The organism is Pseudomonas sp. Marseille-QA0892 (assembly GCF_054950135.1).
On record NZ_CM143104.1, the window covers coordinates 2,298,619 to 2,311,301 of the forward strand.

9 protein-coding genes and 2 pseudogenes are annotated in these 12,683 nt (G+C 55.0%); 8 read left to right on the top strand and 3 right to left on the bottom strand.

Annotation, left to right across the window (positions count from 1 at the left end; genetic code table 11):
• The first annotated feature begins 79 nt into the window (after window positions 1-79).
• The 4 genes from ACY8D3_RS10625 (at window position 80) to ACY8D3_RS10640 (ending at window position 3,087) form a co-directional block, all read left to right on the top strand.
• Complete coding sequence (locus ACY8D3_RS10625; protein ID WP_462384121.1) at window positions 80-1,063, top strand: hypothetical protein; 984 nt, start codon at window positions 80-82, stop codon at window positions 1,061-1,063.
• A 26-nt stretch (window positions 1,064-1,089) separates the two neighbouring features.
• On the top strand, window positions 1,090-1,659 hold the full coding sequence (locus tag ACY8D3_RS10630; RefSeq protein ID WP_462384123.1) for a hypothetical protein: 570 nt from the start codon (window positions 1,090-1,092) through the stop codon (window positions 1,657-1,659).
• Between the two features lie 93 nt (window positions 1,660-1,752).
• Entirely contained in the window at window positions 1,753-2,646 is an 894-nt protein-coding gene (locus ACY8D3_RS10635) for a hypothetical protein (RefSeq protein ID WP_462384125.1), read from the top strand.
• Window positions 2,647-2,757: 111 nt separating this feature from the next.
• Window positions 2,758-3,087, top strand: coding sequence for a hypothetical protein (locus tag ACY8D3_RS10640; RefSeq protein WP_462384127.1), 330 nt, complete (start codon window positions 2,758-2,760; stop codon window positions 3,085-3,087).
• 260 nt (window positions 3,088-3,347) lie between these two features.
• Here ACY8D3_RS10640 and ACY8D3_RS10645 read toward each other — a convergent pair.
• Window positions 3,348-4,390: pseudogene (locus ACY8D3_RS10645) on the bottom strand (IS110 family RNA-guided transposase).
• 151 nt (window positions 4,391-4,541) lie between these two features.
• Between ACY8D3_RS10645 and ACY8D3_RS10650 the strand changes: the two are divergent.
• Complete coding sequence (locus tag ACY8D3_RS10650; protein ID WP_462384129.1) at window positions 4,542-5,477, top strand: hypothetical protein; 936 nt, start codon at window positions 4,542-4,544, stop codon at window positions 5,475-5,477.
• 261 nt (window positions 5,478-5,738) lie between these two features.
• Here ACY8D3_RS10650 and ACY8D3_RS10655 read toward each other — a convergent pair.
• Window positions 5,739-5,981 (bottom strand): annotated as a pseudogene (locus ACY8D3_RS10655) (IS110 family transposase); the annotation flags it as partial.
• Between the two features lie 223 nt (window positions 5,982-6,204).
• Between ACY8D3_RS10655 and ACY8D3_RS10660 the strand changes: the two are divergent.
• From ACY8D3_RS10660 to ACY8D3_RS10670, 3 genes are all read left to right on the top strand, one after another.
• Complete coding sequence (locus ACY8D3_RS10660; protein ID WP_462384131.1) at window positions 6,205-6,717, top strand: N-acetyltransferase family protein; 513 nt, start codon at window positions 6,205-6,207, stop codon at window positions 6,715-6,717.
• Between the two features lie 909 nt (window positions 6,718-7,626).
• Entirely contained in the window at window positions 7,627-8,883 is a 1,257-nt protein-coding gene (locus tag ACY8D3_RS10665) for an OprD family porin (protein ID WP_462384133.1), read from the top strand.
• 458 nt (window positions 8,884-9,341) lie between these two features.
• Window positions 9,342-11,372 (top strand): hybrid sensor histidine kinase/response regulator, encoded by a 2,031-nt coding sequence (locus tag ACY8D3_RS10670; protein WP_462384135.1) that lies wholly within the window; start codon window positions 9,342-9,344, stop codon window positions 11,370-11,372.
• A 123-nt stretch (window positions 11,373-11,495) separates the two neighbouring features.
• On the opposite strand, the gene ACY8D3_RS10675 is transcribed toward ACY8D3_RS10670, so the two are convergent.
• On the bottom strand, window positions 11,496-12,575 hold the full coding sequence (locus tag ACY8D3_RS10675) for a zinc-binding metallopeptidase family protein (protein ID WP_462384137.1): 1,080 nt from the start codon (window positions 12,573-12,575) through the stop codon (window positions 11,496-11,498).
• Window positions 12,576-12,683: the final 108 nt, after the last annotated feature.

Consider the following 12,683-nt stretch of genomic DNA (forward strand, 5'->3'; position numbering starts at 1 on the left):
TCGTTCGCTTCGCTCACTGGGACGGGCTAAAGCCCGCCCCTTAACCAAACGTTAGCGCTCAACATACAGGGAGTCTTGTTTGATCGATCTCATTCTGGAAAATAAAGAATGGTTATTCTCCGGTGCAGGAGTGACTGCCATATTGGTAGCTGGAGGCTGGCTATTTAAGCGCTCAAGATCGATTCCAACTGCAGTCCAGCCAAACCTAACATCAGCTGTGCGGGCCGCTCTCGTTCAAGCACAGCTTCCACCTGCAAAAAATATCCAACAGAACTCCGAGGTCGCGAGCATCGTTAATAGGTTTAACCGGGTTCTCAATCTAATGAACGAGAAGAGAACTTATGGTAAATACACCATTGCTGGATTGGCACAACTGATGAAACTCCACTCCGTTGGCGAGCTGGAAAGGGTGTTTCTTGGTAGTCAAGAACCGTCATTTGAATTTATCGACCATTTCTGCGATACATTTGGGGTAAATAGGAACTGGCTTATCGAGGGAAAGAGTGCGCCTTTTACAGCGCTTGAAGAAACACATTACGATCCGCTGGAATATTTAGAAGAAATCGAGACTCTGGCGCCAAACAGAATCTACTTCATTAGGTCGGCATCGGAGGTGGGGGAAGTCTTTCTGCTGCTTAAGTTGTCCGATCATAAGTACAGGATTGTTGACCGAGTCTGGCACATTAGTGACCACGTTGGCGCTGGTGGCCAAAGTCAGATATTCGGAATGTATCAGCTAATATTGGCGCTTCAAAAGAGGGGGCTCAACACCACCTGCGGCGGGCGAATTCTGCCGAAGGATAAGTTTAACGATCTTCTCAGTGGCAAGGTGTTTCCAGGATCGATAATCGATTTTCCAGCACAAGAAAATCCATGGTGGGATGATTTCGTTGATGTCCACCATAAGTATCCGATTTCATCGAGCTATGAGTCGTGGTACGGAAAGGGGTTCATGACCGCCCAATCAATCGTTCGCTGGAAACTAAAAGAGAATTCGGAGCGTCAAGGCGCTAACAAGTCGCTCAACTCGGACGCGCCGACAAGCGACGTGCCGGTTAGCTAGTGCGTTAGGCCCTCGCAGGAGGCACCTTGATAGTCAAAGAACCATTTGTACTTCCTCACTGGCACTACTTCCTCTGCCTGGAAGACGACGTGGTTAGGCTTTCACGGTGGGTGGAGTTCTCTGAAAAAAACCTTGAGTGCTATTCAATTGAGATAGCAAGGCTTCTGATGAGCGTATCAGCGGAAGCTGATGTAGTAGCAAAACTACTATGCAAGAGCCTTAACCCAGAATCCACAGCCGACAGTATCGGGAAATATCAACAAGAAATATCGGCTGTATTCCCAACAATACCCAGGGCACTCGCAAGCATTCCTAGACATGGAATCGAGCTGTATCCCTGGTCTGACTGGGCAACACCTAAAACACCACCAAAATGGTGGTCAGCCACGAACAAAGTAAAGCACCATCGATCAAGCCAATTTCACCAAGCCACTTTGGAAAATTTGCTCGATGCCATGGGCGGGCTATTAGTCTTGCTCACTCTTTACTACAGAAAAGAAGTAAATCGACTCATGCCCCTGAGCCAGCTTTTTATTCCTAAAGCCTTTTTGCTGAACATGGGTGATAACCACGTTAGATTTATTGACAGAGCCTAACAAGTGGTTCAAGCCGTTCGCTTCGCTCACTGGGACGGGCTAAAGCCCGCCCCTTAACCAAACGTTGGGCTTTAAGTTGACGGAGTATCTTCGATGAGCGTTCCAACTGTAGACATTAAGATTCTCTGGGCAAGAGCGGCAGGGCGCTGCTCAATGCCTGATTGTCGGAGAGAACTCACGCCTGAAAGCGATACCGTTGCGGCCGGAGGGATCGTCGTCGGCGAAAACTGCCACATCGTAGCTGAGAAAATAGATGGTCCAAGAGGGCATTACCCTGTACCCGAAGCGGATAGAAATAGATACCCAAATCTAATTTTACTGTGCAATATTCATCACAAGATCGTGGATACCGATGTTGCTTCATGGCCCGTTGAAAGGCTTCATCAGGTAAAGAGTGACCACGAGAACTGGATAAAAACAACTTTCGATCAATCCCGCAATTCAGGCTTGGTTGTTTATAAGCGATTGATTGAAATTGCGTCAGAAAAATTAATGCTTCAGGCATGGGATGGCATTTCAGATCACGCCGTAAGGCACCTTGCCTATGTTAAGTGGATTGATGGAATTTACGAATTCAACGCCGCCGTGCAGCACGCACTTTTGCCAGGCACACAAATGGCATTCGAGGATTCGATTCGTGAGTTATCGAGCCGAGCCTGCAAATATGCAGATCACTATATGACTCTTGCCTGGTCGCCGCGTGCAGATGCGGGTTTCTATCAAGAGGATAAGACTTGGAAGAGAGTCTGTTGTGACGACTACGCACAATACGCGGGTCGATCTGAAGCATGGCAGAGCAACAGTTTCGCGCTTCTGATGAATCTGACTCACGCGATTAACGAGTTCTCTGACTGTGTTCGAGCCTTCGTTGATCCGTTTTTCTTCTTAGAGAGAGGGCGATTCAGTATCTGTGACTCTATGGGGGTGACAAATATGCTGAATCCCTGCTGGATACTGCCAAGTGGATATTTGGATGTGAGAGCGTGAAGCCCAACAATTCCGTCGAGCGGGACGGCCCAAAGCTGCGCTTTGGTTTCCCTGCGCCTTCGGCTCCGGCCGCCCCTCACGTCAAACGTTAGGCAAAATCAGGAGTACTACATGACACGCGCTGAGAGAGCTATGCAGGTATGGCAAATTCTCATTGGAGCCTCGCATAACAGGCAGACCCTTACCTATAGAATCCTTGCGAATCACCTAGAGTTCGAAGGTGCTGGTGTTTTTGCACAAATTCTTGGCTGCATCATGAGTTATTGCGAATCTAACGATCTTCTGCCTCTTACCTGTCTAGTCGTCAATCAAACTACTGGCTTACCTGGAGCAGGTTTAACAACGGTTGAAGATCTCCCGAAAGATCGCGAAGCTGTTTACAACCATAACTGGTACGCAATGCAGCCTGTACAAGTCAATGATTTCGCACCTTTCGCCTAACAAACCTATATGGACTCACCCCACAAGCGATGAGTAATAGCTTTTTCGATCCTGTCGTCAGCGCGGTTGCATTCGTATATCCGGCCTGTTCTGGGCACTGCCCTGGCCATTCTGTAGTTCGCGCAGCAGGGGCCAAGCGTTCAAGTGATCACGAAGATCATCATTGTTATCGGCCTTGCTCTGCTGCAGGACTCGCCTGTTCCGACAGTCTCGCTTCTCACCACAACCACTAGAAACTTACGTCATTGTTAACCCCGCCGTCAGGCGGGCTTTGTGCCTTGCCATTTAACGCTGAACCGTCGTTCATGACACCAAACGGCCCAACAGATTCTTACGAGCTTGTTCGCCAGCGCCACGGCGGCTTTGTTGTGGCCGATGCGGTCGGCTGTGTCCAAGGCCCAACGCTGCAATTGAGTCAGCCTTTCAGGTGTTCGCGCCCTGGACCGTTTAGCTGCCAAAAGTGCAGCTCGCGCGCCATGGATGAACAAGGTGCGTACGTAGACGTTGCCCTTGCAGCTTATGCGCCCAAGCCTGCGGCGCTCTCCACTGCTGTATTCGTTGGGCGTCATGCCTAACCAGGCACTGAGGTGTCGGCCACTGGCGAAGCGCTCGGGTTTGCCAACCGCCGTCTTCAAAGCACTGGCCGTCAGTAGACCAATGCCGCTGACCTCGTCGAGCTTGTGCACGATTTCATCGTCGGCGTGCCAGCGGGCCAGTTGCTCTTCGCACTCGCGCATCGACTGTTCATATAAGTTGATCTCAGCCAGCACCACTTGCAGCGCACCGCGCAGTGGCTGCACTTCGGGACGCTCGATCAGCTCGCATGCCTGGCGCAGAAAGGGCTTGATGCCGTTCGGTGTTCTACTCCGGCTTCACGCAGGATGCCGCGCAACAGGTTGATGCGTTGCACGCGGGATTTCTTCCAGCCCTCACGCAGCTTGTGCAGCTGCTGGACTTGCTGCTGTTGCAGACTCTTGACCGGAACCGGGCGGATCTCTTGGCAGCGCGCGGCTTCCAGGATCGCGTCGCAGTCGTTCCGATCGGTCTTGTTGCGTCGCCGATACGGGCGCACATAACGGGGGTGCAAGAGCACGACGCGATGCCCTCTCTCCTGCATCAACCGGCCCCAATGGTGAGCCGTGCCACAGGCTTCCATCACCCACTCGACAGGCTCGAGCTGCTCCTGTACATATCGCGCAAATGCCCCGGAATCGAGCCGCCTGCTCCGATCCACCCGGCCGACCTGGACACTCTCGGCAACCTGGTAAACGGACTTGGCCAAATCAATTGCTATGCGTTTCATCGCACCTCTCCCAGTGAACAGTCACCACGGTGTTATAGAAGAAACGTGGTGCGGGGAGAGTCCATTACAGCGTTCAAACCGTTCGCTTCGCTCACTGGGACGGGCTAAAGCCCGCCCCTTACCCAAACGCTAGAACTCAAAGGAAGATTTAGTGAGTACGCCGAAGTACCTAATAAAAGGGAATCTCTCTGAGCCTCAGATTGAAGCAGATGTCGCTTCGTACTTCTCCTGGTGCACTCCTCTCGGAAGCCCTGGTCCACTGAGACTGGTCGACGTTAACGAACAAATCACTGGGGCAGACAAGCGATTTGACGCAGGCTGCACTATTTATATGCAATTCAAAAAGTCCACCGGATTGCATTCATCGGCTACGGTTCCAATTTCAAGCTCCAAGGGTCGAAGTCGAATGGAGGATATCAGAGAGTTCAGGCATTTAAATAATCTCGAAGAAGATCCCACACTTTTCTTTCCACTACGAAAAAAAGCAGAGAAGGCACATCATCTCCAGCACAATGTGTTACTCAGCCATGAAGTAAAAGGATTTTCAAAGGCATTCTACGTTGCACCTCTGGAGCTGGATAAATCAAAATATTATCAGACCCTTTTTAATGAAGAGTTTCGTTTCCATGGCGACCCTATATGGTTCAGGCGCCATACTGCTATTCGAGAGAGATTCTTAGTTCGTTATCTAAGCTGCAGCCCATACTTAAGAGAGCACGTCGCTATTACGCCGCACGAGCGCGTCCAAGACCATCAACACTTCTATTCCTACTCACAGACAGGGACAGATATATGCTGGCATTCGCCACTGCTCGTGGGTAGAGGTCCAAGTCGACTTTCAGACGTCATTTCAGATGTCGTAAGAAAAGCCATAGAGACTGGTGGCGAATCACTTGCGAGCCTTGAGAGTCTTTCCGAGACTACATGGAAAATCTCTCGCGAGATTGGGCTAGACATTAAAGTATCGAATAACTCGTTAGAAACGATCAAAGAGCATGGGAGGCTCGTCGCAGAAAACTACCGCATTCGTCAGTTCGTATTTCTTGCAAATAAAGATCAGCTTAGGCAACTGAGTGAAAAGTTCTAACAAATGGTATATGGACTCACCCCACAAGCGATGAGTAATAGCTTTTTCGATCCTGTCGTCAGCGCGGTTGCATTCGTATATCCGGCCTGTTCTGGGCACTGCCCTGGCCATTCTGTAGTTCGCGCACCAGGAGCCAAGCGTTCAAGCGATCGCAAAGATCATCGTTGTTATCGGCCTTGCTCTGCTGCAGGACTCGCCTGTTCAGACAGTCTCGCTTCTCACCACAACCACTAGAACCTCACTTCATTGTTTACTCCGCTGTCAGGCGAGCTTTGTGCCTTGCCAGTTACCGCTGAACCGACGCTCATGGCACCACACCGCCCAACAGATTCGTACCAGCTTGTTCGCCAGCGCCACGGCGGCTTTGTTGTGGCCGGTGCGGTCGGCTGTGTCCAAGGCCCAACGCTGTAGTTGAGTTAGCCTTTCAGGTGTTCGCGCCCTGCAGCGTTTGGCTGCCAACAGCGCGGCTCGCGCGCAATGGATGAACAAGGTGCGAGCAAAAAGGGGACAGATTTATTTATTGCGCCCAGGTAGCCCTACAAACCCGGCCTATTAGCTATCTCGCCCTAGTGGATTGCCGCAGCCGTTCGCTTGATCAGGTTGGGCAAGGGTCCGCCGTTTAAGGCAAAAGCCGTACATGTGAGCCTTTTTGTCGCCCTGCCTGCTGTTGATTGTTGATATTTTATTTTCCTTGTCAGCGCGCATTTAGTCGCAGATAGGTGAAGTGATGATTCGGGACGCACAGGTGGACGATGCAAGGCGCATTGCTGAGGTTCATATCGCTAGCTGGCAACGGGCCTACGCGGGTCTGATGCCCGCTGACTTTTTAGCGGCGCTTACCGCCACGCTGCCAAAGAGAGAGGCGTTCTGGGCGGGCTCCATTGAGCGGAAGGAGACGGACGTTCTGGTTGCCGAAGACAATGGACACGTTGTGGGCTGGATTGAGGTTGGTCCGTGCCGTGACGAGGACCGCGTCGAGCCGTATGCAGGCGAGGTCATGGCCATCTATGTTTTGGCTGACTATTGGGGCAAAGGTATTGGGTCTGAGCTATGGGAGGCCGGCCTGCAGCGTTTATACGATCGGGGTTTTATGAACGTGAGCTTATGGGTCTTATCTGGAAATCTGAGAGCCGTTCATTTCTACCAGGCACGAGGGGGACGAGAAGACCTTGGAAGCCGCCGCACTCTGGTGCGGGGTGGCGTGACGCTGGATGAGGTCAGGTATATATGGGAAGGCTAGGCGGAGCGGATAGCTAACTACTTGGTGGTGTATGCCTATCTCCCACACTATGCGTATGCATGCCTGCGCTTTCACTCGTTCTATCTGTGCCTGGCACCGCCGCCTTCATTCAAGCCGCGCGCCTTCTGTGATCATGCTCTGCTGGTGACGCTTGCCGTGTGGGGTGGCATGTTTTCACGGTAGCTGGAAGCCGCGCCTGATTTGCACGGTATTCAGACTGGGGACGGATTACCGCTCACCCGTCGCTCCTTCAATCGACTGTCGGGCTGCTCAAATCAGCTTGGCAAACGACGCGGACATAATTCGCGATACGGCGATTCTTCGGGAGCGATAAGATTTTAATCAGTCGTTAGTTTCGAAGCGGATTGCCCTACTCTGCTTGACGACCTGCCTGCATATCTACGCAGCCCTACCCGACTCAATCCCGCCCAACCATCGCGGCACTTCGCACTACCCCTTCCCGAGCATTACCGGCTGTTCCGATTCATGGCGCCAATCGCCAACTTGCACGCATAAAAAAGCCGCCCAGAGGGCGGCTAAAACCAAAGTGTGATGAAGCGGAGCAGGTATACGAACTGCAATATGCGCATACCCGAAGTCATCAACGGGCGGATGGTAGGGGCCACTATCACCAAGTCGAAAATCAATCTTGTCGATAGATGCTATCAATCTGAACAAAGGGTCAGGATCCGCCGGCTGGCTGTACGGCTGGTAGGCTTCGTTCCCGGCGGCGGACGGGTCTTGGGAAGTCGAACACGGTCCGCTAGTTATTGGCAGGCTGTTCGATCCGGGCCAGGTGCTGGGTGTCGGTTTACTTGACCCCCACTGGATTGGGCTCATTCCATGCCTCCCCCGTCGCCGTTGTTCTGTCACACATAAAAAAGACACACACATCAGGAGCATTTCAGGATGAAATTCCATTCACTTAGTGCGCTCGCACTAGCAATTTCTGCGTCCGTTTGCGGTACGGTCAGTGCCAGTGAGCAATCCGAATCCAAGGGGTTCGTTGAGGATGCAAGCGCTACGTTGCTGCTGCGCAATACCTACTTCAACCGTGATTACAAAAACGGCGCGCCGGACGCGAAGACATGGGGCCAGGGCTTCATTGCGAACTTCCAGTCGGGCTTCACACAAGGTACGGTTGGTGTCGGCGTAGATGCCTTCGGTTTGCTGGGCGTTAAGCTCGACAGCGGCCGTGGCCGCAACTATTCGGCCATGTTCCAGACGGACAGCGATGGCCACCCGGTGGATGACCTTTCCCAGGCCGGCGGCGCTGTGAAGCTGCGTGTTTCCAACACGGTTTTCACCTACGGCAACCAGTTCCCCAGCCTGCCGGTACTGTCCTATGACGACAGCCGCTTGCTGCCGCAGTCCTTCACAGGCGCATTGGTTACCAGTCGAGAGATCGACAACCTTGAACTCAGCGCCGGACGCTTCACTGCCGACAGCCCAATGAGCTCCCCGGCTCGTGACCCGAACCGTCTGAAGAGCATCGACGTTTTCGGCGGACGCTACGTCGTCAACGACGCCCTGAACCTGTCCCTGTATCACTCGGATGTCGAGGACGTGTTCAAAAAGTACTACGCCAACGTGAACTACACGCAAGTGCTTAGCGAGCAACAGGCGCTGAACCTCGACTTCAACATGTACCGCACCAAGTACGACAACGGCTCTGCGGCTGCACTCGATATGGGCGGTGACGGGCGGAACGATCGCAATACGATCTGGAGCCTGGCTGCTCGCTACAGCGTTGGCGCGCATAGCTTCATCCTGGCGCACCAGCGCAGCACCGGTGACGCAGGTTACGCCTATGACTACGGCGATGGCGGCAGCACCGTGTACCTGGCCAACTCCTATTACTCGGATTTCAACCTGAAGGACGAGCGTTCCTGGCAGGCCAGCTACGAGCTGAACTTCGCGGGCTACGGCATACCGGGCCTCACGTACAAGGTGGCGTACGTACGCGGCTCGAACATCGATACGGGGGAGGCGAAGAACGGCACCGAGCGCGAGCTGTTCAACCAGGTCTCGTATGTGTTCCAGGAAGGCCCTGCCAAGGATCTCTCCCTGCGCTTGCGTAATTCGATCTACCGCGCCGACAACAATGTTGGCCCGGATCTGAACGAAATCCGCGCGTTTGTCGAATACCCGCTTAGCTTCCTGTAAGCGGTCCGCTGCTCCTGCAACGGGAGCAGCCCTTGTTTGCAAAAGGCTGCCTGTGGCCGCGCACGCCGCGGTCTCAGGCGGATCAATCAGGTCTCGATCAGGCTATTCCGCGTTCCCTTGGGTGGCCAGGTCGCCCGATTGTATGCCTTGCTCCCACCGTACAGCGGTCCGTTGGGCCGATATCCCGAACATCGCTCCCTGCCCGTCCCGCGACGCCTGCCATGGCGCCTACCGTGCGCCTTGATGACCCGGATGCTCGTATATGTGGGCAGACGATTTCGGACGAATGCAATCCGGTAACGCCACTTGCGATTGAACTGAACCCTTCCTCCCCGCCTCGATAAATACAGAACCCGCTAGCAAGGTCTCTTCGATTCGGCGAGTGCAGCGATTCGAGACCGCCTCTCTCGAATGGACCTTCCGCTCAACCCACTCCTCGTTACGAGCCGTACGACCTGATGAAGCAAGCGCTAGATTTCCAACGATTGTTCGAGTCGCTCCCTAATCTCGTACTGGTTCTATCGCCTGGCCCCGATTACATCATGCTGGCGGCCAACGAGAACCGTCTCAAAGGGACGAATACCCGACGCGAAGACTGCATAGGCCGCTCGGTATTCGAAGTATTCGGACGCAATCCGGCGGACAAGTCGGAGTTTGGTACAGGCGTACTTCGCGCTTCGCTGGAGCGTGTGCAGAGGACGCGTGCTCCCGACCGCATGGCCATTACGAAATACGATATTCCTCGCCCGGCAAGCCAGGGCGGAGGCTTCGAGGTGCGGTACTGGAGCCCACTAAACACTCCGGTGCTGGATGAGCACGGTGAGGTCCTGTACATCATTCACCAGACCGAAGATGTCACTGAGCAGGTGATGGGGCAACAGCATTCCAAGTCCGACCTGACGCTTGCCGATGAACGCTTGCGCGCTGCGCTTCTGGCGTCGGAAGCCGGAATCTTCGACTGGTATATCGACGAGGACCAGTTTCACTTTGACAATGCCCTGCAGCAGCTTTTCGGGCTGCCGGACATGTTGACCCATAACGCGATCGAGTCCTTCCTCGAATTCGTTCACCCCAGCGACCGCCAACAGGTGGGTGGGGCGTTTGCTCGGTGCGTCGATGGGCAGGACTTCGCCGTCGAGTTTCGCCTGCACCGCAACACGAGCGAAAAGTGGCTGGTATGCAAGGGTCAGGTCTTCAGAGATGCTTCGGGCAAACCGTCCTATGTGACGGGCACCTTCGTCGAAATCAGCGCCCGCAGACAGGCCGAGACCGCGGCGCTACGCGAACTCAACGAAACCCTTGAAGCACGTGTTGCTGCGGAAGTGGCCGCGCGCATCCGTGTGGAGGATACGTTACACCAGGCTCAGAAGATGGAGGCCGTGGGACAGCTCACGGGCGGTATTGCCCACGACTTCAACAACCTGCTGACAGGCATCATCGGCAGCCTGGATCTCATGCAGCGCCACCACTGTTCCGGCGACTTCGCCAATGATGAACGCTATATAAGCGCGGCACTCACGTCCGCACAGCGTGCAGCAGCACTTACCCAACGCCTGCTTACGTTTTCCCGCCGACAGACGCTGGACCTCAAGCCTATCGACGTCAACCAGCTTGTGGCCTCCCTCGAGGATCTGCTCAACCGCACGACAGGCGAGAACATACGGGTGGTGACGGTGCTGACTGCCGGTGTGCCGTTGGCATGCATGGATGCCAACCAGCTCGAAAGCGCGCTGATTAACCTGGTCATCAACGCCCGGGATGCCATGCCCGCGGGCGGCAGGATCACCCTATCGACAGCCTCGGTCCGCGTGGAGAGCAGCCTGGAGGCCGAGTCGCTCGGTCTCAAACAGGGGGAATACGTGATCCTGACAGTGTCGGATACCGGTACCGGCATGACGCCGGATGTCCTGGAAAAAGTATTCGAGCCGTTCTACACGACCAAGCCTATCGGCCAGGGCACAGGCCTTGGGCTCTCCATGGTGTATGGCTACATGAAACAGGCCAAGGGCGCTGTCCGCATCGTTTCGGAGCCCGGCAAAGGAACCAGCGTTCAGTTGTATATGCCCCGAGACAAGGGCGATAAGCCCGCCCTGGCGGAGGAGCGCGATGGCGAAGCGCCGCTTGGCACGGGCGAGATCGTCCTGGTTGTCGAAGACGAGCCGGTGGTTCGCTCGCTCATTGTCGAGGTGCTGGCAGAACTTGGTTATCGAACCTTGGAGGCCGCGGATGCTCACGAAGCGATCCCAGTGCTGGAGAGTGGCCAGGTCATCGATCTGATGATCTCCGACGTGGGCCTACCGGGTATGAACGGACGCCAGCTCGCCGACCTTGCTCAGTCGAAGCGCGCGGGTCTGAAAGTACTTCTGGCCACGGGATACGCCGAAGGCTCGAACGTAAGTGATTACCTTGCGCCGAACATGGAAATCATTACCAAGCCGTTCGCCATCGAGGCGCTCGCCAACAAGATAAAGGAGATGCTGCAGCCGTGAGTAACGGCGCACCAGCCATTCCCCGAACAACCACGACAGGCCTGGCCACCTGCACGTCAGGTGCGCTTGCCTGATCGAAGCGCAAACCAGCGATTCGTGGCTACCTTGGATAGACGCATGGCTCTATCGTGTTGTGTAGTGGGCCCCCGCGCCTTGATGCAACACATATTCGGCTAGCGTCTGCCCACAGGCTTCGATGCCTGCGAGGAGCATGATTTCGTAGCCGTGCGTGTTTTCCGTTGGGATTGCGATGCAGCCTGCCCGTGCAGCAATGCCAGTTGCCATGACAGCGCTGGCGTCGGACGCGAACTCCACCAGCAGCGCGGCTTGCGGTGAGTAGCCACACCGCTTGGCCGCCGAGAGCAGGCCTTGGGTTACCGCTCTTGAGTAATAGCCTTTTTCATCGCCGGTATTGATGATCGGGTCCGCGCACAAACAGGTGCCGTATTCAGCGGCCACGGGGCCAACCTCGACCGCGATCGTCATATCGCCCGGAAGGCGCTGCGCAGCGAACATCGCACCTGCGTTGCTCTCTTCTTCCATGGTGGTAAATACGAAGTACACGTCTGCAAGCAAACGCTCACGGGTGGCCGATACCTGTCTCGCAGCCATCAATGTTGCAAGCATCGGCCCGCGGTCATCCAGAAAGTGCGCCGCGATTGCCTCGCCCAGCTTGAAGGGCTTACGCCAATGCTGCGCGAGAACCACGCGCGTCCCCGCCCTCACGCCGCTTGCCGCCAATGCTTCCTGGGTAAGGCAAGTGGAGATATGAACATCTTTCCATTGCAGGTCCCCGGTCAGTACATCACTGCCCTGCGGTGATTCGGCCGTTGTATGCATGGTGCCGAAGGACAGAACGCCCGGCAGCGTCTCGTCATCGCCCAGGATATCGACAGGGCATGCGCCGAAATTGAACGGAAACGCACCACCCAACGCTTCCACGCGAAGCGTGCCATTGGCCTCGACACGTTTGACGATCATGGCGATTTCGTCCAGATGAGCGAGGATGCGAATCGCATCGCCATCATCAGTGACACATGCTGCGCTCAGCTTGCCGATGAGATTCCCCGCCGCGTCGACCCAAACCTCATCGCAATGCTGCTCAAGCTCAGCCCGTGCAACGGCCCGTACTTCGTCTTCCTGGCCGCCGGGCCCCCGGGCCATCAACAGCGCTTCGAGCAAGCGGGTGTCATGGGGATTCATTGCCGCCTCCTGTACCTATGTCACGTTAGGTCCCGCTTCGACTTTCGGAGTTCTATCGCTAAGCCGTCGCCCCCCGGAAAAACCGGTATCGCTTTGATCACCGTTCAG

Excerpts from the sequence above, each read along its gene's own strand:
- ACY8D3_RS10640 (WP_462384127.1), top strand. The coding sequence starts at position 2,758 with ATGACACGCGCTGAGAGAGCTATGCAGGTATGGCAAATTCTCATTGGA.
- ACY8D3_RS10665 (WP_462384133.1), top strand. The coding sequence starts at position 7,627 with ATGAAATTCCATTCACTTAGTGCGCTCGCACTAGCAATTTCTGCGTCC.
- ACY8D3_RS10635 (WP_462384125.1), top strand. The coding sequence starts at position 1,753 with ATGAGCGTTCCAACTGTAGACATTAAGATTCTCTGGGCAAGAGCGGCA.
- ACY8D3_RS10670 (WP_462384135.1), top strand. The coding sequence starts at position 9,342 with ATGAAGCAAGCGCTAGATTTCCAACGATTGTTCGAGTCGCTCCCTAAT.
- ACY8D3_RS10660 (WP_462384131.1), top strand. The coding sequence starts at position 6,205 with ATGATTCGGGACGCACAGGTGGACGATGCAAGGCGCATTGCTGAGGTT.
- ACY8D3_RS10675 (WP_462384137.1), bottom strand. The coding sequence starts at position 12,575 with ATGAATCCCCATGACACCCGCTTGCTCGAAGCGCTGTTGATGGCCCGG.